The sequence below is a fragment of the Leptonema illini DSM 21528 genome, from assembly GCF_000243335.1.
Classification (GTDB): domain Bacteria; phylum Spirochaetota; class Leptospiria; order Leptospirales; family Leptonemataceae; genus Leptonema; species Leptonema illini.
On sequence record NZ_JH597773.1, the window covers coordinates 1,261,647 to 1,285,081 of the forward strand.

26 protein-coding genes and 1 pseudogene are annotated in these 23,435 nt (G+C 53.3%); 19 read left to right on the top strand and 8 right to left on the bottom strand.

What is annotated here, in order from left to right:
- Positions 1-4: 4 nt before the first annotated feature.
- From LEPIL_RS05765 to LEPIL_RS05785, 5 genes are all read right to left on the bottom strand, one after another.
- Entirely contained in the window at positions 5-1,591 is a 1,587-nt protein-coding gene (locus LEPIL_RS05765; RefSeq protein ID WP_002770845.1) for an ATP-binding protein, read from the bottom strand.
- Positions 1,592-1,901: 310 nt separating this feature from the next.
- Positions 1,902-2,324, bottom strand: a complete 423-nt coding sequence (locus tag LEPIL_RS05770) for a helix-turn-helix domain-containing protein (protein WP_002770847.1) — start codon at positions 2,322-2,324, stop codon at positions 1,902-1,904.
- Positions 2,325-2,648: 324 nt separating this feature from the next.
- The gene (locus LEPIL_RS05775; protein ID WP_002770849.1) at positions 2,649-4,502 is read right to left on the bottom strand and encodes a PAS domain S-box protein; all 1,854 of its coding nucleotides are present in this window, start codon (positions 4,500-4,502) and stop codon (positions 2,649-2,651) included.
- Between the two features lie 133 nt (positions 4,503-4,635).
- Positions 4,636-5,004 carry a response regulator gene (locus tag LEPIL_RS05780; protein WP_002770851.1) on the bottom strand — a complete coding sequence of 123 codons (369 nt, stop codon included), beginning with the start codon at positions 5,002-5,004 and terminating at the stop codon, positions 4,636-4,638.
- A 139-nt stretch (positions 5,005-5,143) separates the two neighbouring features.
- On the bottom strand, positions 5,144-6,058 hold the full coding sequence (locus tag LEPIL_RS05785) for an AEC family transporter (RefSeq protein ID WP_002770853.1): 915 nt from the start codon (positions 6,056-6,058) through the stop codon (positions 5,144-5,146).
- A gap of 93 nt (positions 6,059-6,151) precedes the next feature.
- Here LEPIL_RS05785 and fmt point away from each other — a divergent pair, with 93 nt between their 5' ends.
- The 3 genes from fmt to rpe are packed head-to-tail and all read left to right on the top strand — an operon-like array spanning position 6,152 to position 8,872.
- A complete protein-coding gene (gene fmt / locus LEPIL_RS05790; protein WP_002770855.1) occupies positions 6,152-7,174 on the top strand; it encodes a methionyl-tRNA formyltransferase in 1,023 nt (340 codons plus the stop codon).
- Positions 7,171-8,178, top strand: a complete 1,008-nt coding sequence (locus tag LEPIL_RS05795) for a PASTA domain-containing protein (protein WP_002770857.1) — start codon at positions 7,171-7,173, stop codon at positions 8,176-8,178. The genes fmt and LEPIL_RS05795 overlap by 4 nt, the downstream gene beginning before the upstream one ends.
- 49 nt (positions 8,179-8,227) lie before the next feature.
- Positions 8,228-8,872 (top strand): ribulose-phosphate 3-epimerase, encoded by a 645-nt coding sequence (rpe, locus tag LEPIL_RS05800; protein WP_002770859.1) that lies wholly within the window; start codon positions 8,228-8,230, stop codon positions 8,870-8,872.
- Here the strand turns inward: rpe and LEPIL_RS05805 are convergent.
- Both LEPIL_RS05805 and parS read right to left on the bottom strand, forming a co-directional pair.
- On the bottom strand, positions 8,858-9,316 hold the full coding sequence (locus LEPIL_RS05805; protein ID WP_002770860.1) for an RES family NAD+ phosphorylase: 459 nt from the start codon (positions 9,314-9,316) through the stop codon (positions 8,858-8,860). The genes rpe and LEPIL_RS05805 overlap by 15 nt on opposite strands.
- Positions 9,316-9,747, bottom strand: a complete 432-nt coding sequence (gene parS / locus LEPIL_RS05810) for a type II RES/Xre toxin-antitoxin system antitoxin (protein ID WP_002770861.1) — start codon at positions 9,745-9,747, stop codon at positions 9,316-9,318. Before parS ends, LEPIL_RS05805 begins: the two co-directional genes overlap by 1 nt.
- 152 nt (positions 9,748-9,899) lie before the next feature.
- On the opposite strand from parS, the gene rpsP reads away from it, so the two are divergent.
- The 13 genes and pseudogenes from rpsP to LEPIL_RS05875 all read left to right on the top strand — a co-directional run bounded on the left by rpsP (position 9,900) and on the right by LEPIL_RS05875 (position 19,409).
- Positions 9,900-10,190 (top strand): 30S ribosomal protein S16, encoded by a 291-nt coding sequence (gene rpsP / locus LEPIL_RS05815; protein ID WP_002770862.1) that lies wholly within the window; start codon positions 9,900-9,902, stop codon positions 10,188-10,190.
- A gap of 2 nt (positions 10,191-10,192) precedes the next feature.
- Positions 10,193-10,459 carry a KH domain-containing protein gene (locus LEPIL_RS05820; protein ID WP_002770863.1) on the top strand — a complete coding sequence of 89 codons (267 nt, stop codon included), beginning with the start codon at positions 10,193-10,195 and terminating at the stop codon, positions 10,457-10,459.
- Complete coding sequence (locus LEPIL_RS05825) at positions 10,443-11,015, top strand: ribosome maturation factor RimM (RefSeq protein WP_040918345.1); 573 nt, start codon at positions 10,443-10,445, stop codon at positions 11,013-11,015. Before LEPIL_RS05820 ends, LEPIL_RS05825 begins: the two co-directional genes overlap by 17 nt.
- A gap of 79 nt (positions 11,016-11,094) precedes the next feature.
- On the top strand, positions 11,095-11,910 hold the full coding sequence (gene trmD, locus LEPIL_RS05830; RefSeq protein WP_002770866.1) for a tRNA (guanosine(37)-N1)-methyltransferase TrmD: 816 nt from the start codon (positions 11,095-11,097) through the stop codon (positions 11,908-11,910).
- A 73-nt stretch (positions 11,911-11,983) separates the two neighbouring features.
- Positions 11,984-12,289 (top strand): annotated as a pseudogene (rplS, locus tag LEPIL_RS05835) (50S ribosomal protein L19); the annotation flags it as partial.
- Between the two features lie 15 nt (positions 12,290-12,304).
- Entirely contained in the window at positions 12,305-13,000 is a 696-nt protein-coding gene (locus LEPIL_RS05840; protein ID WP_002770869.1) for a ribonuclease HII, read from the top strand.
- A gap of 41 nt (positions 13,001-13,041) precedes the next feature.
- Positions 13,042-13,605, top strand: coding sequence for a hypothetical protein (locus tag LEPIL_RS05845; RefSeq protein ID WP_002770870.1), 564 nt, complete (start codon positions 13,042-13,044; stop codon positions 13,603-13,605).
- Positions 13,602-13,850, top strand: a complete 249-nt coding sequence (locus tag LEPIL_RS05850; protein WP_002770871.1) for an EscU/YscU/HrcU family type III secretion system export apparatus switch protein — start codon at positions 13,602-13,604, stop codon at positions 13,848-13,850. The genes LEPIL_RS05845 and LEPIL_RS05850 overlap by 4 nt, the downstream gene beginning before the upstream one ends.
- 29 nt (positions 13,851-13,879) lie before the next feature.
- A complete protein-coding gene (locus tag LEPIL_RS05855; protein ID WP_002770876.1) occupies positions 13,880-15,043 on the top strand; it encodes an HD-GYP domain-containing protein in 1,164 nt (387 codons plus the stop codon).
- Between the two features lie 24 nt (positions 15,044-15,067).
- Positions 15,068-16,333 carry a hybrid sensor histidine kinase/response regulator gene (locus LEPIL_RS05860; RefSeq protein WP_002770877.1) on the top strand — a complete coding sequence of 422 codons (1,266 nt, stop codon included), beginning with the start codon at positions 15,068-15,070 and terminating at the stop codon, positions 16,331-16,333.
- Positions 16,323-18,632: a PAS domain S-box protein gene (locus LEPIL_RS05865; protein WP_002770878.1), complete on the top strand. Its 2,310-nt coding sequence runs from the start codon at positions 16,323-16,325 to the stop codon at positions 18,630-18,632. The genes LEPIL_RS05860 and LEPIL_RS05865 overlap by 11 nt, the downstream gene beginning before the upstream one ends.
- Positions 18,619-19,107 (top strand): YraN family protein, encoded by a 489-nt coding sequence (locus LEPIL_RS21720; RefSeq protein ID WP_002770879.1) that lies wholly within the window; start codon positions 18,619-18,621, stop codon positions 19,105-19,107. The genes LEPIL_RS05865 and LEPIL_RS21720 overlap by 14 nt, the downstream gene beginning before the upstream one ends.
- Before the next feature lie 101 nt (positions 19,108-19,208).
- Positions 19,209-19,409: a hypothetical protein gene (locus tag LEPIL_RS05875; RefSeq protein WP_002770880.1), complete on the top strand. Its 201-nt coding sequence runs from the start codon at positions 19,209-19,211 to the stop codon at positions 19,407-19,409.
- Positions 19,410-19,462: 53 nt separating this feature from the next.
- Here the strand turns inward: LEPIL_RS05875 and LEPIL_RS05880 are convergent, their stop codons facing one another.
- A complete protein-coding gene (locus LEPIL_RS05880; protein WP_002770882.1) occupies positions 19,463-20,977 on the bottom strand; it encodes an ATP-binding protein in 1,515 nt (504 codons plus the stop codon).
- Positions 20,978-21,052: 75 nt separating this feature from the next.
- Between LEPIL_RS05880 and LEPIL_RS05885 the strand changes: the two genes are divergently transcribed.
- Genes LEPIL_RS05885 through LEPIL_RS05895 form a run of 3 tightly spaced genes read left to right on the top strand, consistent with a single transcriptional unit; the run spans position 21,053 to position 23,421 of the window.
- The gene (locus LEPIL_RS05885; RefSeq protein WP_157135031.1) at positions 21,053-21,427 is read left to right on the top strand and encodes a type II secretion system-associated lipoprotein; all 375 of its coding nucleotides are present in this window, start codon (positions 21,053-21,055) and stop codon (positions 21,425-21,427) included.
- 32 nt (positions 21,428-21,459) lie between these two features.
- On the top strand, positions 21,460-22,572 hold the full coding sequence (locus LEPIL_RS21725) for a LysM peptidoglycan-binding domain-containing M23 family metallopeptidase (RefSeq protein WP_002770885.1): 1,113 nt from the start codon (positions 21,460-21,462) through the stop codon (positions 22,570-22,572).
- A gap of 3 nt (positions 22,573-22,575) precedes the next feature.
- The gene (locus LEPIL_RS05895) at positions 22,576-23,421 is read left to right on the top strand and encodes a type II secretion system protein N (RefSeq protein WP_002770887.1); all 846 of its coding nucleotides are present in this window, start codon (positions 22,576-22,578) and stop codon (positions 23,419-23,421) included.
- The last annotated feature ends 14 nt before the right edge of the window (positions 23,422-23,435 follow it).

The window sequence follows — 23,435 nt, forward strand, 5'->3', positions numbered from 1 at the left end:
ATAATCAGAATGTTAGTCCGAATAGCTTCCCGAAAATTCGTTCAGTCAATTCTCGAAAATCTTCAAGTTCGTCGTCTGTAGGTGCATTGGTTGACTTTTTGTGAACTAAATCACATCTTTTGTCATAATAATATTTTATTTTACCCCAGTCGGTTCTTTTTATTTCCCTGGGTGTTTTCTCGGTTCTTTTCTTAACTTCTTGGTGTACATTTATTCTGTTTTTGAAAATCTGTGCAAGTTTTTCTTCGGATAGGGGGCTGTCAGAATCATGCATTAGAAATTCCTTGAAGCCGATTTCAAGTCCAGAATCTAATAGCAGTAGATTGATTCTGTTTCTCTGGGTTAGTTTTTTATTCTTCGAAATTGTGCTAACAGCCATAACTGTTTCGTAAAGGCCAACAGTCCATGGTTTTTCTTTTCCTATCTTCTCGTTCTTTTTCTTTATGATATCATCTTCGCGAGGGCGGGAAGGAGGTAATGGTATATCGTATATTTTCCTCACCTGCGCGAGAGACGGGACTGTTTTTCTTTCAGGTTTTCCTTCTGTAAACGGGTAGATCGCGTTGTCGGCTTCGGGATATAGTCGTCGACATAGACTTGTGTAGTATGAAAGCATGTTAATGATTTCATTGCGTGCTGCTTCATACACCTTATGCTTGTAGTCAATGCCGGATTTGCTGGAATTCCATGGTAGAAGGGATGGCTTACCATAAAAATTAACGATTAACCTGCTCAAAGAGGAGGCCCCGTGAGGAACTCCAGCCTTTCCGCTTGTGAAGCCGACTTCATATGATTTTTCGGCACGGGAAACGAGTCTTTCATTGCAGTAAAAATAAACCCCATACTCCCCATGCCCCGCCGAGCCTCCATCAGTTATTAGACCTCCTTCAAATTTCACTTCCACGATATCGTTTTCTACCGGTATTTTTGTTTTGATCACCTGCGGTTTGTAGTCAGGATTGTAGCTCCAGCTATTATTGAAGATTAGAGGCTTCAATTTCGTCTGGTTAATAATTAAAGAAAAATTTTTATGAAGGATGAAATAGCCGTAAGTCGCTTGCAGCTCTTCGATTACTTTTTCTATTCTCTCCAATGTCAAAGGGTTGCGAAGACGGCTCAAATCAATAGTGGTCGTTTTCGGTTCAATATCATTGATTTCATAATAAGGCAATTGCCATGAGTCTTCGTTAAGCCAGTCATCATTTAGTTCGACATGGAATGTTTTCTTCTTCTCATATCTGGAGGCGATCTTGATTTCTTGGGCGATCGCGACTACTGCACGTTTTGAGCCTACGCCGAATATCCCTATTGACCCTTTCGCAGACGTACTCGAAGTCTGTCCTGGCCCGACAATGTAAGACAGTTCTGACTCCTTGATGCCTCCGGCATTATCTGAAACCTGAATTGTCTGCTGGTCCAGATTTAACTCGATGCAAACGGATAGATTCTTCTGTTTCCCTGATTTTACCCATTGATCAATAGCATTATCTATCAATTCGCATAGCGCTTGTTTGAGATCATAATCGGCTATGATCGATTTGAAGATTCTTTTTGAAGGTGAGGCATCAATAAAGCCCTTTTCTGTTTTCATATCTGCGTTAGAACGAAGCCTCTCAAAGTCATCCTTGAGCTGCGGACTTTGGGAAGTCGGTGCATGGCTCAACCACTTGAACGAACCGGCATGCTGTGGTCATACTCTGTTTATTGATTGCCCATACCATACCTGTATTGTATTGTCAAATAAAAAATTTGGGATACGGTTGGTTTACTTGTTTGATCGGACCTGCGTGAACTTGAGAAGATAAGGTCGAAGGTGCCGATCTTTACGATCCAGCCTCCTGCATTGGGCCGCCGTTGCTTATGGCGTAAAGATATTGCTTCGGCAGGCCTCATCGGCCCCTTCACTCCGATGTCGAATATTCTTTAATCAGGCTCTCCGTTGGAATATTCAACGACTCATGCAGTTTGCGGATCATGCGAAGCGTAAGTCTTCGCTTTTTATGCAAGATCTCGGATGCTCGATTCCGTCCTCCCAGGATTTCAGATAACTGAGCCTGATCGATGCCGGCCCGTTCCATCGAAAACTTGATGGCCTCAATAGGATCTGGAAAGTCAATTGGATAGTTGTCGTCCTCGTATTTTTCAACCAAAGTTGCGAGAACATCCAGCTCATCTGTTTCAGCCTTCGAGCATTTTTTGCTCATGAGATGCTCGATGCGGTTAAGGGAGTTTTTGTAGTCCCGTTCGGTTTTAATAGGTTTGATCATGGATTCGGAATTCCTTAAATGGCGTTGCGATAACAGAAACCGGTCAGAATCTTGCATCCATCCCCCATCCTGTCAAACAAAATAGTCCGACTATCGTTAGCCTTCACGCCCGATCCCACTCGCAATCAATCCCATCTGTCAGGCAATAATCTCGCCCGCAGTGACATCCGATACGTCAGTGTGAGCCAGCATTCTCCCGCTTCAGCGCCTCGCCCTTCTGTAACGCCCGTAGTAGCCACCATGACTCCCACTCCCACATCCTCTCCGTGTCGCCGTCCATTCCCCCTTTCTCTTTGTGCCCCTCTGCGCTCTCAGCGTCCTTCGTGGTTATCCTCTTGCCCGATTCATGACCTCGCCTGTTCGTCGCGTCCGCAATACCGCCTAATCCCCCGCCGTCAACGTGAACTCGAAGCAGGCCCCTTCGCCGGGCTTTGCGCTTGCCCGAATCTCGCCGCCGTGCCGGTTTATAATGCGGCGCACGGTGGCAAGACCGATGCCGGTGCCGGGGAATTCCGAGGCCGGATGAAGGCGTTGAAAGGGCTTGAACAGATTCTGCGCATATTTCTCGTCGAAGCCGGCGCCGTTATCCGTTATGCGAAACCACTGTCGGCCAAGTTCTTCGAAGCCGGTCAGGTGGATCACGGCCTTTTCTTTACCGGCCGTGTATTTCACAGCGTTCTCGATCAGGTTTGTCAGAGCGATTTCAAGCAGTCGTACATCGGCCTCGCAGGCAAGGCCTTCGTCGACCGACCATTCGATGCGATCGGCCCGATCGGGTACGTCTTCGAGCATGCGCTTGAAGATGGCATGAGCCAGGGAATGTATGTTAACCGGTGCGATCGTCATGTCGGTCCGTGTCAGTCTTGAAAGCTGAAGCAGAGTTCCTATCAGCTCTGACATGTGCTCGACGTCGGTGTGGATTCGTGTCAGCATTTTTTGCGCTGTTTCGCTGCAACGGTCGCTCAGCTCCTGAGCGAGTAGATTGGCCCAGGCGTCGATGCTTCGCAGAGGAGCCTTCAGGTCATGTGAAACGGAATAGGCGAACGCTTCGAGCTCCTCATTTGAATCGCGCAGTTGTTTTGCGATGCGTCTCGCTTCGGAATGATTCATCATCGTCGATCGGCTCATGATGAATCGTCCTTTATCGTCATAGATGGCCGTCGAACTGAGAAGGACGGGAAGAACACTTCCATTTTTGCGAACAAAGTCGAGCTCAAGGTCGTTCACGAATCCGTTCTCTTTAAATCGTGGAAAACTATAAGCGAAGACCCGCTGGCTCTCTTCGGTAAGCAGCTCCTGTGCCCTGATTTTACCGATCATCTCCTCTCTTGTATAACCGAGCCAGTCTAATTCCGTATCGTTGACGCGCAAATAAAGTCCGTTACTGTCGAGGGAATGGTATCCGCACGGAGCGTTGTTATACAGATCGCTGAGATCGGCCGTCCTTTTCTGCACGGTTATCTCAAGCTCGGCGTTCATGCGCTGGATCGCCTCTTCGGATTGACGCCTTTCGGTAATGTCGGCCGACAGAATAAAAAGACCCTCCGGAACGGGTTCGATGCTCAGCTCAAACCAGCCGGCTGATCCGTCCGCATATTCGAAGCGATTGACGAGTCGATCGGTGGTTCTCTCTTTCATACATCGTTCTAAGGTCGCAAAGACCGATGTCTTTTCAAACCCGGGAAAGACCTGAAACATCTGGAAGCCGATCAGTTCGTCTTTGGTTTTACGGGCCTGACGGGCCACGGTGTCGTTCACATATAGATAACGCCAGTCCGGACCGATGACCTGGCAGCCTTCCATCAGGTGATCGAGCGTCGTGATCAATCGCGTCTGGATGTCGCGAATTTCGTTTTCCTGGCGCCTGCGCTCGGTAAGATCGCGAACAATGCCCAGCCATCGGCCGTCGGGCAGCTGCTGTCCGTTGATCTCGACGGTGATGACAGATCCATCTTTTCGAAGAAGATGCCTTTCGACGATGACGGGCTTGCCTGCTGCCATAGCGGCGGTTCGGATAGGTTTTGTCACAAGTTCATCGGGCGCAATGAGGTCTATGGGGCGCAACTGTAGAAGTTCTTCCCGTGTGTAACCGAGCATCCTGCATCCGGATGGATTGACGTCGACATAGTAGCCGCCCGGTTCTGAAATGAAGATGCCGTCATGGGCCTGCTCGAAGAGGGTGAAGAAGAGATCCGCTTCGTCGCGCGATGCGGGCGCTGTATCTTTACGGGCCATACAGACAGAATGACTCTCAAAATAGAGTATGTCAAGAATAAGAATGAAAAGTAAATCCTGTTCCCTGCATGGATCGGATCTTAACGACAGAGCTCAGTCAGGCAATTCAGAATTGTTGAGACCGCTATACGTCTCAGGGAGTGATGGCCTTCACCATCTTCATGTAAAGGTCGGCAGCCTGTACGGGCTTGCGTACGTGGGCAACAAAAACGGAGGGCGCTTCATCGTCTCCCGTTATGGCGATGATGGGCAAGGTCGAGCGGAACTTCTGAATCTCAAGCGCCGCTGTTGTTCCGTCCATGCCCGGAAGATTGACGTCCATCAGCACGAGATCAAAATGGCCGCCCGCAGCTCTATGAACGCCTTCGAGCCCGTCATGGGCGACGGTGAGATCGACTCCCCATTTCTTTAGCTGTCTTTCGACAAGATAAACAACGAGCTCGCTATCATCGACGAGAAGCACACGAATCCCCTGAAGCTGGCCTGTATCTCTATGTTCCATGTACAGTCCTGTCACATTCCTGCTTGAGCGACGAACCTTCTCGTCATAAAATGGGACGTGCCTTTGCTTCCAATCCGGAAAAGAATTGCCACTCGACCGTCCTGTCTGTAAGTGCAGGCCGATCAAGCATCGCCCGGTCCTATTGCATGAACAGATACCAGAGCGGTAACGTAAGAAAGGAGAGGGCGATGCCGACGGCAAGCATCAGCGAGGCCAGCGGACGATTCAGATCCTGCTCCATGGCGACGATGCCACCCGTTATCATCGGCCCCATCGCCGCCTCGAACACCGTAACCCTCGAGATCATGCCGTCGGCAAGCGTCGGTAGATAAAGCGCTGCGATGATGGCCGGTGCGATTGCCAGTTTATAGAAGAGACCGATGCTTAAAGGCTTCATTCTGGCTTTCAGATCGCTGAGCTTCACCTGAAATCCGACGGCGACGAGGGCGACCGGGGTGAGCGTGGCGCCGAGCTTCTCAAGCACGGTCGTGATCCATTCCGGGTAGACCACCGGCCGAAGCAGGATGGCCGCCAGCAGGGCGATAAAGGGCGGAAAGGTCAGGATGCGACGGGCAATGTCGATGGCGCCAGGCGTCTTCTCGCCTTCGGCGCGGGCCGAGAGCTTTGCCGCCAGGAAGATGCCGCCTGTGGAAAGCATCAGGAACGTGCCGGCCTGGTCGGCGATGATGCCGATGCCCAGGGCTTCTTTCCCGTAGTAGGCCTCGATCATGGGCAGTCCGACGAACGAGGTATTGCCGAGGCCTGCCGTCAGGATCAGACATCCGGCTGTGGCTCGGTCGATGACGTTCATGCGGTAGAGAACGAGAAAAAGAGCGGCGCCAAGGGCAAAGAGAATCCACGGCATCGTCGCCGGCGCTATGAGCTCGGGCTTCACCGATAGATTATGGATATGCAGAAGGGCAAGCGCCGGCAGCGGAACGTGGATGATATAACCGCCGAGCACCGAAGGCGTCTGAATGGGAAAGCGCCCCGATCGCGCCATGACGATACCGAGCACAAACGAGATGATCAAGAGGGCAATCGACGGATTCACAGGACTGCATTTACATCGGGTGACGAACTGTCATCTGAAAAGCCTTTCAATTCCTTGACCCCCGGCAGGGCAGGCATGACCTGAACCCGTCGCATGAAACTGCTTTATTTTGGCTCCCCTGAAATCTCGGCGCAACTGCTGGATCGACTGATCGTTGACGGCGAACATCAGATCTGCGCGGTGATCAGCAACCCCGATCGCCCGAAAGGTCGTTCGTCGCAGCCTGTTCCGACGCCGGTTTCGAGTCGGGCTCTTGACGCAGGCCTGCCACTTTTTCGATTTGAATCGCTGAAAGGCGAGGCAGGTCATCAGGCCTTTCAGGAGCTCCAGGCCTTTGACGCCGACCTTGCCGTCGTCTTCGCCTACGGATCCATTATTCCGAAGGCGATCTTTGAGGCGCCCCGACTTGGCTCCGTCAACCTGCACGGCTCGCTTCTGCCAGCCCTCCGCGGAGCCTCGCCGGTACAGAGCGCAATACTACAGGGCCTGACGACGACGGGCTGGACGTTGCAGCGTCTTGGCGAGCGCATGGATGCAGGCGATATTCTTTCCACCGTAGAGATTGCGGTCGACGGCAGGGAAACTTCGGGCGAGCTCTTTGAGCGGATGATCCCGTCCGGAGTGCAGCTTGTGATCGATTCTTTGCGCCGCATCGACGATCTGATAGCGGCGGCCCGACCCCAGGACGAGGCGCAGGCCACGTATTGCAGCAAGCTGCGTCCTGACGATGCCTTTATCTCATGGTCCGATACGTCAGAGAAGATCCACAATCAGATTCGCGGAATGAACCCGGCTCCGCAGGCCCGCACAATCACCGAAAAGGGCGATCTTATTCTGCTGCATCGCAGCGCTCTTTTATCAGATGAAGACATTGCCGCATTATTCCCGTCGGGTGATGCAGCGTCACGGCACGCCTTGCTTCCCGGCACGATCTGCGTGGCAAAGCAGTCCGGTAAAAAAAGGCTTTTAGCCAGAACAGGCTCCGGATTTCTTGAAATCTTAGAACTCCAGCTCTCTGGACGCAAGCGGATGCCGGCGCATGACTTCCTGAATGGAAGCGTTCTTGCCGACGGCTCCCGTTTCGACGGAGCTCCGGATGCAAAGCAAATTGTATGACAGAGCAGAAAAAAGAATGGATCAAGCTGGCCGTGCGCTATGCTCTCCTGTTTTTCCTGGCCGGAGCGTTGTTCCTGGTCATGGCCCTTACCGTATTCTCGCTGCGTAATGAAAGCACGGGCGTATGGACGATGCCGAATGTGAGCGGTAGCTACTACACCGACGTCCATAACGAACTCGCTCGCATGAACCTGCGCATTGAGCTCGATCGAGAGTATTTTCCCGACCGTCCCGAGGGCATTATCCTCACGCAGAGCATCATGCCCGGTGAGACCGTTCACAGCCGCGACAAGCTGCTGCTGACCGTTAATGCCTATCGAGCCATCCTTGATATGCCTGATTTTAAAGGTGCTCCGTTTGCAACGGTGCTTTCTTCATTAAAGCAGATGACCTACGAAGATCAGGTCTTCGCGCTCCGCCCTGGCGTCGTAACCTATGTCTACGACGAAAGCATGCCCGATGGAACCGTCATGGAACAGTTCCCACCCGGCGGCTCGAAGGTGCTTCCCGATTCGACCGTCGACCTCCTGATTTCGTCGAAGAAAGAAGAAGTGAAGAAGGTTTTCGAAAGCAAAACGTCGCTTCCCGTTTCTGAACTGAAGAACGTGCGCATTGACGTCGTCTCGGGCTATTTCATGAAGGCCGGCGTCGATTATCAGATCGTTTCGGTCGAGCCAACAAAAGACGACTCGAAAAGCGGACAGGTAACCGACATCACCTTTACGAACAATCGTTACGAGCTGAAGGTGCTCTATCGTGAGCCTTCCGAACGCTTTAACGAAGGATTCGAATCTATCTCAAAAGATATCGGTCCGGCGCAGAACTGCGAGGCCTCTCTTGTTAATCCGAACGATGAAGAAGATCGTCGCCTTGTCTGGAAAAGCCCCGGCGTCGTCGAAGAGCTGAAGCTCGTCTTCTTTCGCATCGGCGAGCGCCGCCTTGAGGTAAGCTGTGGCGGAGACGTCGTTTACAAAAAGAAATTCACTCCGGAATACCCCGGTTAAAAAGAAGGCAGCTCAGGCTGCCTTCTCTATTTTATAGTTTGAGGATACCATGCTTCTTTCTCCTTCCATCCTTGCCGCCGATATGACCGATCTGAAATCCATGCTGCCAGTCCTTGAGGGACAGGTGGACTTCCTGCACATGGATGTGATGGACGGGCACTTTGTACCGACACTGTCGTTCGGCGAGATGTACACGAAGACGATTGCGAAGCATACGTCCATTCCGCTTGACGTTCACCTGATGGTGACGAATCCCGAGGCCGAGGTGCCGAAATACTTCGACATCAAGCCGGCTAACATCACCTTTCACGTCGAGACGACTGCTTTCGGCGTGCGCCTTGCCGGCGAGATACGCAAGCAGGGCATCAGAGCCGGCGTGTCGCTTAACCCCGCCACGTCGCTTTCCACGCTCGATCATCTGCTCGATCATATCGATCTTGTTCTGATTATGAGCGTCGAACCCGGCTTCTACGGACAGAGCTTTCTACCGCTTGCCCTGGATAAGATTCGCGAATTGAAGCGACGCATTGGCGGCCGTCCCATCACCATCGAGGTCGATGGCGGCATCACTGCTGCTAATATTCGGTCTGTTCTGGACGCCGGCGCCGATATGATCGTTGCCGGTTCGGCCGTCTTCTCGGGCGGTACTCCTGAAAGAATCAAAGAGAACATCGCCGCCTTACGCAAGGCGTAGATCGATCGGTTTCTCTTCGATCTTCAGCAGCCGGACCTCTGCGATCGCCGGATGCTGCGGGTTGATAACATAGTTCCATTCTTCGGGTATCACGGCCGAAGGTACGCGAAGCAAGAGGGTGCTCCTTTGCTTTCGCCACTGCTCGCCCAGATCGGCCAGTGCGTAGGGGGAGGGCGTTCTGCGCCAGCCCTCTGGAAGATCGGGTACCGCTATCGTTTCAAGAATATCTACAGTATCAGGGACTTCAATCTCAGCCATACACAGGTCATCGGGCAGAAGCGTAAGGCTTGTATGAACGAGATACTCAAGCACGGCAAGCGAGCGACTGCCCGACGTATAGACCACGGGACTTCCTTTTCTGTTCCACCGTCCACCGTAAAGGCGAGCCCCTTCTCCCGTCAGATCTTCAATGAAGGCCTTGCGAGCGATACGAAAGACTTTCATTATGAAACGATGCCGTGTTCCATACGACCGAGCAGGTCGAGGATCATCTGAGCGCCGAAGCGAGATTTCAGCATGACGATCGGCTTTTCGTTACCGAGAGCGCGGTTCTCTGTGTTCAGCCATTTCTGGCAGCTTTCCAGCGAGCCGAGTACATCGGCAGCCCGGGCGTAGACCTCTGCAATGGCGAGCAGCTGCTCGCTTGTCGTCCCATCAAGCAAATCGAAGTCTTTTTTCCGCTGTATGGTGCGTTCGTTGATATTCAGAAGATAAGCCATGAACCGCATTGAGAGATCCACGTTTGCGGCAAAATGCACGAGGACCTTTTTAGGAAGCCCGTTCTGTGAAACCTCGTAGCGATCTCTGTCCGTCTGGATCTTATGGCCGAGTGTTCTCTGGCCTCCGAGCAGCTTTTCAGCCGTTGCAGTTGACATTGCGAGCCTCCGACTTTTTTCCCTATACAGAGCGACTTTTGTCGTTCTGTCAACCGTTTTTTCTGCGCTTGATGGGAGAGGGCTCGGCCTGCTGTCCTTTTCCCGATCATTCTTTTATTTGACATGGATTTCATTCGCAAAAAAGTGCCTCTGTGGTAAAACTGAGACTCCAGAGATATGGAACTAAAAAGCGGCCTTTTTATCGTATTGTAGTGGCCAACGTTCGGGACCGTCGTGACGGACGTTTTGTTGAAATCGTCGGTCTGTACGATCCGCTCAGCGCTAAAGAGCCGGTTCGCCTTGAGAAAGAGAAGATCCAGACGTGGATTCAGAAAGGAGCGGTTCCCAGCGATACCGTTGCCTCGCTTCTGAAGAAAAACGGCGTGGAGCTGAAGGCTCAGGCCGGCGAGAAAACCCATAAAGGCAAAAAAGCCGGAGCCTGAATATGAGCAGGGATGAAATGCCCGCAGAACTGATCAGCCCTCAGGGGCTGATCTCGTTTGTCTGCCAGAACCTTATCAGCAAGCCAGAATCGCTGAAAATCTCTGAGATCCCGGGATCAGAAGAGACGGTGATCGAGATCCGCGTCGATTCTGACGATGTGGGCAAGATCATCGGCAAGAACGGTAGCGTTGCTCGTTCGATCCGCACCCTCGTATCTGCGATGGGTAGCCGTTCCGGCGTAAACTACGTCGTTGAAATCGTCGATTGATCCTGCTCAGGCCCTGGCAATCGCCAGGGTGAAGGAATTCCTGTCTTCAGATTCGCTTCTGATCTGCACGGCACATGGCTCGGCTCTGGCTGAGCTTGAGCCGCCGTTTGAGGCGCAGCTTTTCTTTCCCGCGCATAAGGCCGTTTCGGGCAGCTTTGACGATCTGTCGCCGTCGTTTGATGGCCCAGGCGCCGGGCGATTCCAGCCTGTGGGAGTAACTGAGATCCGGCAGCGCAAGCATGAGGTCGTCGTCCGCATTCAGCTCTTTCAACCGACCGACCCCGTCGGAGCCTGGCTCTGCATCGATCGGCGCCTGCTTGAGAAGACCGGTGAGCTTTACTTCTATAAGATAAAAGGCCTGCCGGTACGGCGCGCGTCGGGCGGTGAAACAGTGGCCGTTATCAACGATTACATGGAAACAAGCGCCCATGGCATCCTCATTGTAAGGCGAGAGGATAACGGCGAATCCCTCTACCTGCCTCTGCATGACGAGCATGTGAAGCTCGACCTGGAAAGCGGTGAGTGCATCGTTCCGGGCTTCGATGACTTCCTGTAAATAGTTCCTGCATCGGATGTCTTGCTTTCGGATGTATCGGATGGACCTTTTGATGAACGGATGAACCTGAAGGCTATAGATGCTCTTATTCCAGATCATAACCCTTTTTCCAGAGCGATATGAGATCTTCTTCAATTCTGGCTTGCCTGCAAAGGCGATTCAGAAAAAATTGATCTCTATTCGCCCTGTGCAGCTGAGGGATTTTGCAGATCCCGAACGAAAGGGCAGGGTGGACGATGCACCGTACGGCGGCGGGCCCGGAATGATTCTCCAGGTCGGTCCCATTTATCGGGCATTGCAATCTCTTCCTGTGAAGCTGCCGGTGATTCTTCTCACTCCGTCAGGAGAGAGGCTGAATCAGTCCCTTGTGCGAACGCTCTTTGACGAGGCCTCATCTGGCAATCGAAAAGAGAGGGGAGATGACGGCGTTACGGGTGGGTTTACGCTGATCTGCGGCTTCTACGAAGGAGTCGATCAGAGGGTGGCCGAATACCTCGTAGATCGGGAGGTGTCGCTGGGCGACTTCATCCTGAACTCGGGAGATCCGGCGGCACTCTGTCTCATCGAAGCGGTATCACGATTGGTGCCGGGCTTCATGGGCAAGATGGAAAGCGCCGACGAGGAGAGCTTCGAGGCAGTGCCCGATAGCGACTCGATCGGCGAGCAAGGTGAAGATATAGATACGGCGAAGGCCGGGCCGGGGCAGCTGCTGGAGTATCCGCAGTACAGTCGACCGGCGGACTTTATGGGATGGAAGGTTCCTGAGATCCTGCTTTCCGGGCATCATGGCGAGGTGCGGAAGTGGAGGATGGAACAGAGACTGGAACGAACAAGGAATCGAGGAAGTTATGAGCACCGAACAGGAACAGGCAGTAGAAACTCCGGAAGCAACTGAAGAGAAAGCAGGTCCGGCAGAGATGATGAATATCTTTGTCAACGGACGCAAGCTGCAGGTCACGAAGTCTCCGATGTTTGCAGAGAAGTCCTGGGCCGATTTCGGACCGGGCGATACGGTAAGCATCCACTACCGCATCAAAGAAGGCGACAAAGAGCGCGTACAGCTTTACGAAGGCACTGTTATCTCTATTCGCGGTGAGTCCTATAACCGCACGTTTACCGTACGTCGTATCGCTCATGATGTCGGCGTCGAGCGAACATTCCCCTACCATTCTCCGTGGATCGCTAAGATCGACGTGAAGCGCAAGGGCAAGGTTCGTCGCGCGAAGCTGTTCTATCTGCGTGGTCTGTCTGGAAAGGCCGGCCGCATTAAAGAAGCATTCCGCAAGTAAGTGGGTCGCTTTGAGCCGATCGAAGCCGGTCTTGAAGGCTCTGTAGCGGGGCTTGACGAGGCCGGGCGTGGCGCTCTGGCCGGGCCTGTTTCCGTGGGGCTGGTGGTGTTTCCACCGGCCTTTTTCGCGTCTGCACCCGATTCCGATGAGGCCCGCTTCCTGGCCGCTCTCGACGACTCCAAGAAACTTTCTCCCGCAGCGCGTGAGCGCCTTCTGCCTGAAGTTTACCGTTTTGCTGCTTTTGCCTCGTGTGTTATGATGTCGTCAAAGGTCGTTGACCGCATGGGCATCAATCCGGCGACGGAGCAGGCCATGATTCTGCTTGTGCGCAGGGCGGCGAAGGCTCTCGGAGCGGAACCGGGCGCATGGTCGGCCAGTCGGGGCGGGCTCACGCTTCTGGTCGATGGCAATTACCGATTTCATCGTCTGCCCGCCGAGCCTGCCGTCAGGGCCGTGCGCACCGAGATCAAAGGCGATTCGCGCATTGCCAGCATTGCCGCCGCCTCGATCCTTGCGAAGGTTCTCCGCGATCGCCGCATGGACCGGTTCGATCGCATCTTTCCTGGCTACGGATTTGCCGTGCACAAAGGCTACGGCACAGAGCTGCATCGCCGTTCGATGGCGCGCCTCGGTCTTACTCCCGCGCATCGAAAAAGCTACGGTTCGCAGTTATCTCTTTTCGACGATTCGCCGTAAACAAAAGGGTGATCCCGCAGCTACTAAAGCAACTGATCCGGATGCAGAACCCTCTTCAAGATTTCGACCGTAAAGGCGATGCGTCATCAAGGCCCGGCTTCACAGGTGCCCGGGCAGGTTCTCTTTCGCATGGGCTTGAACGCAGCTCGACAAAGGTGTCTGATCCGGGCATTCGCGCGCCTCTCGGCTCCGGATCGGCCCCCGTAGAGGTGGCCCGCACTGATCTGCAAGTTTCGACAGGTAGCGTCCCGGCGTTCCGGCCCGAGACACCGGCGTATGAGGGCATGCGCATCGACGTAGATCTGCTGCCTTCTCTCTCGGAAGCGCCGGAGATTCTTTTTTTTGAAGAGAAGATTAGCGAGAAGGAAAGGCGAGAGAAGCAGCGGCGAGGCTCTCATCTGCCGTTCTTAACAGTGCGCTGGCAGGAAGCGGTGCTTGTCTTTCGGGCGAACGATACCGATTTCAGGCGTATGAGCCTTGAGTGGAATGGTCCCTTATTAGAGGAAGGAAAGGCCTTTTTCGAGCTGCTTTTACGACTGAAAGAGTATGGAATCGAAGAAATCTACAGAAACGGGCGTCTTATCAGCATGGAGCGACAGGCATGAAAAGGGCCGTCGCATTGCGCTACAGAGAAGAGGATCGCGCACCGGTCGTCGTGGCAAAAGGCCGTGACGAGCTCGCCTACCGTATGCTTCATGAGGCTAAACGGAGCGGAATCCCGGTTGTGGCCGAGCCCGAGCTCGTACTTCTTCTCGAACAACTGAAAACAGGGAGGGAAATTCCCGATAATCTGTACAGGGCCGTAGCCGATGTTTTTGTTTTTCTGATTCAGAACGGTTTGCGTCGGTGATCTCCTCCGACGCAGGTCGGAGAGAGTGCATGAAGTCGATTCAGTTACATGAAATCAAGCCAGGAATGGTTTTCGACAGTCCGGTCTTTATTGACCGGGAGAACCTCTTTGTCCGGGCCAACGAGCCCATCAAGTCGAGTGATATCGAAAAGCTCCTGAAATGGGGGATCAACGAGGTTCATACAGAGGGCAAGGCGGTCGAAGCCGAGGCTCCGGCCCCTGTGCGTACGGCCGATACCGAATCCATTCGACTGCACAACGAATACGACGTTTTACGAAAGAACTGGACGACGGTGCGCAACGATCTTGTCGCCACCGGCGACATTCTCAAAGCGAATATGCGTTCGCTGATCGAGCGCAAGATCTTCAATAACCACGAAATCATCGAACAATCGCAGAAGATCGTCACGAATATCTTTCAGGTGCCGTATTATCTGCTCGTATTGCAGAATCTTGTCATTTCAGATAATCCGATCATCCATCATGCGGTACGGGCCTCCGTCTTCGGCGCTCATCTTGGCAGGGCGATGAATCTCAGCCGTCCTCGCGTGCAGGAGCTCTTCTTCGGCATGCTTCTCATGGACGTCGGCATGTTTTTTGTGCCCGAATCGATCCGGCGCAGCCCGACCTCGCCGAATCCCGAAGACTGGAAGAGTCTGCGCTCGCATCCTCTTACCGGTTACAAGGTTCTGGTAAACGACGCCTATGTGAAGACGTCGCTGGCCGTGATCGCCCTGCAGCATCATGAGAATTATGATGGCAGTGGTTATCCGCGCGCGCTGAGAGAGAACCAGATCGATCTGCTTGCTCGTATCGCCGCCATCTGCGATCGCTTCACCGCTCTTCTCGAAGACCGCTATCATCGAACAGGCATGGTGCCCTATGATGCCATGCGCGTCATTCTGGGCGCCGAGGCAGGACGTTTTGATCCGATTCTGCTTCGTTCGTTTCTTGGGGCCGTCAGTATTTATCCCACCGGGTCGCTTGTTGAGATCTCGACGGGAGAGAAGGGGCTTGTGCTCGGCTGCTCGCCCGAAAAACCGCTTCGTCCGCTTGTTCGTATTCTGCGCACGGCGGATGGTAAGGCAGTCGACACGCTTGATTTTCTTGATCTGAATGAAAAGTCGTCCGTGTACATCGTGCGGGCGCTTACGTCGGCTGAGATGGGCGTGAATATCGTTGACGAGATCTGACATCCTGCCGGAAGATCCGGAGCAATGAATACAAAAAAAGCCGGAAGGCTGCTTCTGGTCGATGACGAGGAATTGAATCTCGAATCCCTTTCGGCCTTCCTCACTTCAAGCGGTTTTGAAGTCGTAACGGCCCGCAACGGGCGCGAGGCTCTTGAAGTTTATAATGCCGAAGCCGAACAGGCCGAGCCGTTCCGCATCGTTCTCACCGATCTGCGCATGCCCGTCATGACGGGCGATCAGCTGATCGCACAGCTTCTCAGTCGACCCGATCCTCCGGTCATTTTGATTCAATCCGTCGTCGGCGACGTCGATCGCGTGATTCAGTTCATCAAACAGGGCGTCTATGATTACGTGATCAAACCATATGGGTTCGATGAGCTGCTGCATCGTATTCGCAAGGCCGGCGAATACGACAGCCTGCGAGAGGTGAAGAAAAACCTCGAGAGCGAAAAAGAGCTGCGATTGCAACAGCAATTGCACTGGAACTTTCGAAAGGAGCAGTTACTCAAGCGAAGCCAGGATAAGGTCGATTCTACCATCATTCACAATATCAAGACCTCTTTCAGTCAGGGCGGCGGATTCGGAGCTCTGCTTTCACTGATCAAGATCATCGAGCAGCAGGCGAAACAGGTAGATGGCGGATACCTCATCGATCCCGATCTCATGCAGCTTGTGTTCTCGAATGCAAAAGCGGCGACCAGCATCATCGAGCTTTTTGAGGAGATTGACGGCATTGAGATAGCGCCCATTTCGCAGACACCGGTGAGCGCCGCCGAGCTACATAGCTCCCTTGAAGCGTTAGTAAAAGACCTGAGAAACCTAACTCGAATCCAATCTCAGAGGATCATCGTCGGAGAGCGGGGTTATGTGCCCGAGTCCCTGCCGCTTGCCATCGACCTGAATCTCACGGAAAAGGTGTTCCGCGAATTGCTTGTGAATGCCATGAAGTTTTCGGTTCCTTCGTCAGAGATCTATGTGACCTTTCAGATGGCCGAACACGGTATTCGCGTATCGGTGTTGAACAGCCCCGTCGAAGATCAGTTCGGACATCGCGGGATCCCATCCGAGTATCAGAACATCATCTTCGATCCTTTTTACCGAATGTCAAAGCACGTTTTCGAGGAATACGGCACACATGATTTTGGCCTCGGACTGACGCTCGTCGACCGGATACTGCGTCGCATGGGCGGTTCGATAACGGCTTACAATGTCAAGAATCACCTCAACCGAGAGATGAGCGACCTGCTGGTTAATTTCGAGGTCGAGCTGAAATCTGTCGATGCTGTATGAGCTGCACTACATATCTCCCGAACAGCGGTCTCCGGAGTTAGCCGGCTTTATCAAGTCCATCGGATTCGGCATACGCTGTTCGTCGCATTCGCCCGAAGATTTTCTGAAACGGTTCTCACGACGGAATCTTCTGGTTTTCGTCGACAGTGAATCGGCCGGCGCCTTCACGGAATCGGAATGGCAGCGGCTGCTAACGGCCGATCAGCGTCCTCGGCTCGTCGTTTATTGTGAGAAAGGGCCCATTCTGCCTTTCCTGGCCGGGGATGGAGTCTTTCGACCGGGCGATCGCGACGCTCTTCAAGAAACGCTCCGAACCCTGCTGCACGAAGCCTTCATTGCACGCATGCGCCAGTACTTTAACTCTTCAGAGCGTTTCGCTGCGCGCTTACTGGCAGGATCCCTCGATGCCTTGCAGGAAGGGGTTCTCGTCATCGGTCCTTCCGGCAGGATTCTGTATGGCAATGCATTTGCCGAGCAGACCGGAGCGTATGGTGTCGCCTCTGTGGGACGTTCCATTTACCCAGAAGGTGTTCAATACTGCGACCGCAACGGCCGTATACTGACGAAGGCCGAGCATCCGGCCTTTGTAGCGTTACGAACGGGCACTCATATCGTACAGTTTCGTATCGGGCTTGAAACAAAGGGAGGGCGACTCTGGTATTCGATGAATGCCATTCCGCTTAGAGGAGCCGATTCAGAGCGGATTCGATTCGTTTTGTTAACCATCCGGCCTGAAACGATTGAAACGAACTTGAGAAAAGAGCTCTATTTGACGCGCCTGCGATTGGAGAGGTTGCTTTCTACCATGCCGGCTCTGATTTACGTCGTCGATGTCGAGCAGGGGCGGTCGCGGTCGCTGAACCGACAGCTGGAGTCGTACCTCGGGTACACGTCGGCAGATCTGGAAGCGGGCGATTTTCTGATCTCGATTATGGAGCAGGAAGACAGAGATAAGTTTGTAGAAGCACGCACGGCCATACTGACGGAGCAGAGGGAAGGAGAAATCGAGCAGGTTGTTCGCTTGCGATCGCGAGATGGGGTGGCACGGTGGTTTCAGATCAAAGAAACGATCTATGAAAGGAGCGCTCTCGGAAAGGTTCAACAGCTGCTCGGTACCGGTATCGATATTACGGATGTCATGGAATCGTCGAAGGTGATTACGGAACAGAGCCTTCTGATATCGGGCATCTTCCATCATACTCCGATTATGATCCTTCTCAGAGACGAAGACGGGCAGATCATGTCGGCCAATCAGGAGTTCGAGCAGAGAACGGGATACAGGTCGCGTGACTTCTTAACGAAGCAGCTGCTGGATTTTATGATCGTCGAAGACCGACAGCGTGCGACTCAATTTTTTGAGATGCTTTTGCGTGGAGAGCGCTATGAACCCTTTGAGGCTCGCATACGCATCAAAGACGGGAATATAAGGCATGTTTTGATTTCGAGCTCTTTCATTAAAGGAGCAGGCGGCGGGAACAGGTATATCCTGACCGCACTTGAAGATATTACGGAGTTCCGATCGCTACAGGATAAGCTGGCAGAGTCAAGACGTATGGACTCGCTCGGATCGATGGCCGGCGGCGTCGCTCACGATTTCAATAACATCTTGCAGGGGTTATCCAATTTCAACCGTTTGATTCAAATGGAATTCGAGAATCTGGGAGTCGGAGGGGAGACTTTAGAGCGTCTGAAAGGCTTTGTTGCCAATCAGCGGCGTCTCATCGAAAGAGGAGCCGACATTACGGGGCAGGTGCTGGAATTCTCACGTCAGAAAGAACTCAGTCCGATGTTACTGAATCTGAACGTCGAAATCCGCGAATTTCTTGATATTTTCACGAATCAACTGCCCGCACAAATCCGCCTTGAAAGAAGCCTGCCCGATACGCCGCTTTATACAATCGGCAACAGGGTAGCCTTCCAACGATTGCTTCAGAACCTCTTCTCCAATTCGTTGAAGGCGCTCGAAGATACCGATGAAAAAATTCTTCGAATCGCTCTCGATCGGGCACTGCTCGAATCACGCCCTCCCGAGGCCATTGTAGATATCCCTCCTGGGGAGTATGCACGCCTTGTCTTCTATGATAGCGGCGCGGGCATTGCAGAAGAAAATAGGCCGAGAATCTTCGATCCTTTTTATTCGCATCGTCCTGAAAACCCGGGCACGGGCCTGGGACTCGCACTTGTCTACAGTACCGTGCGTCGTATGAACGGTTCGCTTGCAGTTCGCACCCGCGTGGGTGAATTTACAGAATTCGTTTTCTATTTCCCTTTAACGCAGGAACAGGATGTTCCGTCATAGCGGCGAAGAAAAGGCCTGGCTCTATCTGCAAGAGCGGGGGCACAGGCTTCTCGAACATAACTATCGGACGCCCGATCGACGAACGGAGATTGATCTGATCACGTTGAAAGACGGCGTCGTTCATTTTATCGAAGTGAAGGATTGGAAATCGGGCATACCGGCCCTGACTCAGAATCGAAAGCGGCAGGCTATGGTGCGCCGGGCTGCCGTCATCTATATGGGCTCTGACAGATTCTATAATTCTATTATGTCTATTCGAGTGGAGGTGCCGCCGATTTCGGGGAGTGACGGTGAGGGGTTAGTCGTGATTGATGCCGATATGGTTAGTCGTATGTCGGCTCCGGAATGCGACACCGGTGGCGAATTATGTCTCACAGGGTCCGCTTCGCCGCTTGATACAGGGGCATATTCTGTCTCATTTGATCTGATATCGATCATAAACGGGCAGATTGAGCATATCGAACGGCTCTTTTGAATTTTTCAATGCCGTGAAATCCAAAAGTACTCACAGGAATCGGAAACTCCGTCGAAGGTACCTTCATCCACGGATGGAAAAAACGTTACAGGGAAGTAACCATGAAAGAGACCCTCGAGAAGGACAGGGAGGTCCTTGATGAGGAGTTCGGATATGATCCCGTAGTACTGCGCAAGCAGGGGATCACGGCGAACGACCATCGAGATATCTCCTCTTTCAAAAGAAAGATAATCGATGACAGGTATATGGAACACGCCATCAATCGCATCGCTATGGAGCTTTCGCACTTTCTTTCGAAGTAAGCGGCGAAGTGAAAGAACGAAGGCGTTGAACGGCGTTTTCCGGGAAGCTCTTCTCAAGCCCGCCTGCGGGGTTTGAGTCGAGCTGCAAGCGGTGGAGGAGCCTCCCAGAAATTCTCTGGAAGGCTGTAACTCCTGGCTTCCAGAAGGTCTTCTGCACGAATGCAGGAGGCTTCGTCCAGATCGGCAATCGTTCTGGCAAGCCTCCTGATCCCTGCGGAACGACGTCGCGAGATAGTGTTTTCACGAATCTCTAACCAGACTCGATCGGCCCGCTCATCGGCGAGCGTACAGAAATCATCGACGCCTAACCCAACGAGCTCGCCGTTATATGCCGATCCGTTACGGGCTCGCTGTATTTCCACGGCCCGAAGGATTTTTCGGCGAATGTCAATGAGGTCGTCTGCGGTACGCAACACCGCTGGCATTCCTTTCTCATATACCGTTTGCAGATCTATACGATCGGCAAACGGCCCCGACAGAAGCTGTTTGCGTTTATCTGTATGAATGCGGCTGCAGTGGCAGACACGGCCTTTCGAATTGAAATAACCGCAGGGACAGGGATTTGCCGTCGCCGCAAGCCAGAATCGGGCAGGCAGGCGTCCCGGTCTTCCGCCGCGATTGTGAGATATTTCATGAGATTCCAGCGGTTCGCGTAACGCCTCGATTACCTGACGATCATATTCGGAGAGCTCATCGAGCAGGAGTAATCCATCGCTTGCACGATTTGCCTCGCCGGCACGTAACGGCGTTCCGCCTCCGACCATGCCCGTGACCGTGATGGAGTGATGCGGCTGACGTAGCGGACGTGTTCCGGTAAGATCCATATCGCGAAAGAGCAATCCGTTTTTAATGATACGTCGTCTTTCGACCGCGTCGGGATCGGGCAACAGTTCGTAAAGGAGCCTCGCCGCCACCGATTTCCCGGAGCCGGGCGGACCGACAAAGAGCAGTCCGTGCTTGCCTGCGGCGGCGAGTAGGAGCATGCGCAGGATGCGATCGGGAATTTCGAATGCCGGCAGGTTTCGAATGAGCGGTTCGAGGATCAGGCCGACCTGCTCTACCTGGCCTTCGATAATGTCAGACAGATGCCGTACGCCGATCCAGCTTACTGCGCTCTGCGGCAGGCGAGTTCCGGCGCTGAGCGGTAAAAATACGCGGCTGAATCCGGCATCGGCTCCACAGAGAGCCCAGGCGGCCAGTTCGGGCAGGTCGCAGATCTCGCCGGTTAGGGAGAGTTCTCCGAGAAAGAGAGTCTGACGATCAATGCGCCGCCGCAGTCCCGGAACGCCGATGGCCAGCATCAGACAGACGGCAATGGGCAGATCGAGCAGGGCCGAACCCTTTACACGATCGGCGGGGGAGAGGTTGACAAGGACGGTACAATACGGGAATTGAATCCCAGAGGCCAGCAGTGCCGTGCGGATGCGCTCTTCACGATCGCGGGAGCGACCGTTTGTGCCTGTGATGCGGAATACGGGCAATCCCGGTCTGATGATGGCCTCAATACGAATCCGTTCGGCAAATAGATTCTCTTCAAGGTAAATGGCCGATAATCTGGCTGTTTTCATACCCGAAGAGGTCAGGAAATGGCCGATTGGATTCAAGTTTTTCGACGGTAACTGGAGCAGGGAATGAGATTTGTGATGATTCTGGTAGTGCTTTCAGCCTTTTTGCCTGGCTGTCGGTCTGCCTTTGTGCCGAAAAAGCAGCTTGAGGCGTTCAATCAGGAATACCAGGGAAAGAAATTCCGCAGTCGGGAAGATCTGTTCTTTCAGCAGAACGATCGGATCGATAAAAACAGGCTGATTCATAAAAAAGGAACGGTCGTTGTACTCAAGGTTGAGGCCTCGGATGATTGGATCAGGGTACGTGCGCGCGACGTAACGCGCAATGAAGAGCAGTATCCGGGTGAAGTCTTCCTATTTCTTGTCGAAGATCCAGAGAACGAGCAGACCGGAGAGCAGATTCTGGCCGCTCTGCGACGAATTCTTGGCGCGAATCTTGCGCCTGTTCCCTGAACAAAAAACGAACACAGGTCGATATTAAAGCTATGAAACGGTTGCTGCTCTTATTCTGTCTCATTCCCGCATCGCTTTTCTCGCATACCGAGCAGAGCCGTGATCATTCCGACGAGATCGATGAAGCCATAACAAAGTACGTCGAGGGCATCCGTCGATCGGGCAGCGTCGACGTCGATGAAGAGAAGATCCGTCGCATTTTCGGCGATCGTACCGAGCTATCGGACGACGAGGCCATCCTCGAAGAAGAGGCTCCGGAATCCGATCAGATATCGTTTCACAATGCCGGGTCAGCCGTTCATGTCGTTCAGAAAGGCGAGACGCTTTTTGCCATCGCACGCAAATACGGCGTCGCTCCGACCGATCTTGTAAAACTCAATCCATTCTTGAATGAGCGTCCGCTTTACATCGGTGATAAGCTGACGGTCCGTTCGCAGCCTGCGCCCGCAAAGGTTGTTAAGAAAAACGAGAAGGGGCTACCTGAGAAAGAATCTTCAAGCCCCGACAACGGCTGGAAGAAGAAGCAGGTCGTAAAGTATAAAGTCAAAAAGTATACGGTGAAGAAGGGCGATTCGCTGAGCGCAATCGCTCGTAAGCACAATAAATCGTTAGCCGATCTTCTCAAGCTGAACGACATGAAAAAAAATGAGGTCATCCAGCCCAATCAGGTTCTGTTCGTCGAGAAGATGCAGATCACCGAGAACTTCCGTTACAGGAATCTTTTTGTGCAGCCTGTCGACGGCCGTCTGAGTTCAGGCTTTGGGCGACGTCGCAATCCCTTTGTCGCGGGCGTGTACCATTTTCATAAAGGCATCGACCTTGCAGCCGTCATCGGCACACCGTTTCGGGCCGCCCGTGACGGTCTGGTCGTCTTTTCGGGTCGCATGCAGGGCTACGGAAACGTGATTTTCATTCGCCATAAAGACGGTTATATTACCGTGTACGGCCATAACAAGTTGAACCTTGTGAAAAACGGCGACATCGTAAGGCAGGGGCAGACGATCGGCGAGGTCGGGCGAACCGGCATCGCCACCGGGCCGCATCTTCACTTCGAGGTGCGCAAGATGGATGAGATCATCAATCCCTTTATCGCCTTGAAAATGCAGGAAGTGATTCCCGTCTCTACGGAGACGGCGCAAAAATAAAGTATGTCTTTTCTCTTCTGGCTGCAAAAGAACATCTTCTGGGTTGTGGTCGGATCGGCCGTCTTTCTCGGCTTTTCGCTCGCCTATATGAGTTCAACCATGGCCGCTCTGCTTTTGCCCGAGCCGGTCGCCGCTCCAGGTGCGCGTCCGCGGGCGAAGGTTAGTGCCGTTCCGCGCAGCCGTCCATTTGAGGATTACGAATCCATCATCGTCGGGAACCTCTTTCAGGGTCGTCAGGCCTCGAACGAAGAGGGCGTGGCCGTCGAGGTGAAAGATATCGTGCTGCACGGCGTCCTGGCCGGTGCTCGCTCCTTTGCCCGCGCCATCATTCAGATCAAGGGCGAGAACGATATACGTGAGTATGCCATCAGCGAAGAGGCGGGCGGAAACCGAGTTATGGCCATCTACGGCAATTCCGTGTTGCTCGATCGCGGAGGGCGACAGATGGAGCTCGCCGTAGGCAGTGATACGTCGACACAGCCTGCTCCGGCTCCCGCTGCACCGACGGGTGATCAAGGAGTGCCCGGCGCAAAACGTATTACGATTCCGAGAAGCCGCATCCTCGCATTGACGAAAGACCCGACCGCAGCGACGAAGACGAAGATGGCGCCCGTCAATATTGCAGGCAAGATTGCCGGTCTGAAACTTGTCCTGGTTCCCAATGACTCCATCTTCTTTGAGCTGGGCGCTCGCACGGGCGACATCATCCGCCGTCTGAACGGGCAGCCGCTTGAGAATCAGGATCGCTTAATGGAATTTTACATGCAGCTGAAGACGATGGACCGAATAAACGTTGAGGTCGAAAGAGGCGGAAAGATCCTGCCTTTCGAAATCGTGATTCAGAACTGACCCTCTACAGTCCG

Bases quoted from the DNA above. Each gene is read 5' to 3' on its own strand.
- LEPIL_RS05765 (WP_002770845.1), bottom strand. From the start codon at position 1,591: ATGAAAACAGAAAAGGGCTTTATTGATGCCTCACCTTCAAAAAGAATC.
- LEPIL_RS05770 (WP_002770847.1), bottom strand. From the start codon at position 2,324: ATGCAAGATTCTGACCGGTTTCTGTTATCGCAACGCCATTTAAGGAAT.
- LEPIL_RS05775 (WP_002770849.1), bottom strand. From the start codon at position 4,502: ATGGCCCGTAAAGATACAGCGCCCGCATCGCGCGACGAAGCGGATCTC.
- LEPIL_RS05780 (WP_002770851.1), bottom strand. From the start codon at position 5,004: ATGGAACATAGAGATACAGGCCAGCTTCAGGGGATTCGTGTGCTTCTC.
- fmt (WP_002770855.1), top strand. From the start codon at position 6,152: ATGAAACTGCTTTATTTTGGCTCCCCTGAAATCTCGGCGCAACTGCTG.
- LEPIL_RS05795 (WP_002770857.1), top strand. From the start codon at position 7,171: ATGACAGAGCAGAAAAAAGAATGGATCAAGCTGGCCGTGCGCTATGCT.
- rpe (WP_002770859.1), top strand. From the start codon at position 8,228: ATGCTTCTTTCTCCTTCCATCCTTGCCGCCGATATGACCGATCTGAAA.
- LEPIL_RS05805 (WP_002770860.1), bottom strand. From the start codon at position 9,316: ATGAAAGTCTTTCGTATCGCTCGCAAGGCCTTCATTGAAGATCTGACG.
- parS (WP_002770861.1), bottom strand. From the start codon at position 9,747: ATGTCAACTGCAACGGCTGAAAAGCTGCTCGGAGGCCAGAGAACACTC.
- LEPIL_RS05820 (WP_002770863.1), top strand. From the start codon at position 10,193: ATGAGCAGGGATGAAATGCCCGCAGAACTGATCAGCCCTCAGGGGCTG.
- trmD (WP_002770866.1), top strand. From the start codon at position 11,095: ATGCTCTTATTCCAGATCATAACCCTTTTTCCAGAGCGATATGAGATC.
- LEPIL_RS05845 (WP_002770870.1), top strand. From the start codon at position 13,042: ATGCAGAACCCTCTTCAAGATTTCGACCGTAAAGGCGATGCGTCATCA.
- LEPIL_RS05850 (WP_002770871.1), top strand. From the start codon at position 13,602: ATGAAAAGGGCCGTCGCATTGCGCTACAGAGAAGAGGATCGCGCACCG.
- LEPIL_RS05855 (WP_002770876.1), top strand. From the start codon at position 13,880: ATGAAGTCGATTCAGTTACATGAAATCAAGCCAGGAATGGTTTTCGAC.
- LEPIL_RS05860 (WP_002770877.1), top strand. From the start codon at position 15,068: ATGAATACAAAAAAAGCCGGAAGGCTGCTTCTGGTCGATGACGAGGAA.
- LEPIL_RS05865 (WP_002770878.1), top strand. From the start codon at position 16,323: ATGCTGTATGAGCTGCACTACATATCTCCCGAACAGCGGTCTCCGGAG.
- LEPIL_RS21720 (WP_002770879.1), top strand. From the start codon at position 18,619: ATGTTCCGTCATAGCGGCGAAGAAAAGGCCTGGCTCTATCTGCAAGAG.
- LEPIL_RS05875 (WP_002770880.1), top strand. From the start codon at position 19,209: ATGAAAGAGACCCTCGAGAAGGACAGGGAGGTCCTTGATGAGGAGTTC.
- LEPIL_RS05880 (WP_002770882.1), bottom strand. From the start codon at position 20,977: ATGAAAACAGCCAGATTATCGGCCATTTACCTTGAAGAGAATCTATTT.
- LEPIL_RS05885 (WP_157135031.1), top strand. From the start codon at position 21,053: ATGATTCTGGTAGTGCTTTCAGCCTTTTTGCCTGGCTGTCGGTCTGCC.
- LEPIL_RS21725 (WP_002770885.1), top strand. From the start codon at position 21,460: ATGAAACGGTTGCTGCTCTTATTCTGTCTCATTCCCGCATCGCTTTTC.
- LEPIL_RS05895 (WP_002770887.1), top strand. From the start codon at position 22,576: ATGTCTTTTCTCTTCTGGCTGCAAAAGAACATCTTCTGGGTTGTGGTC.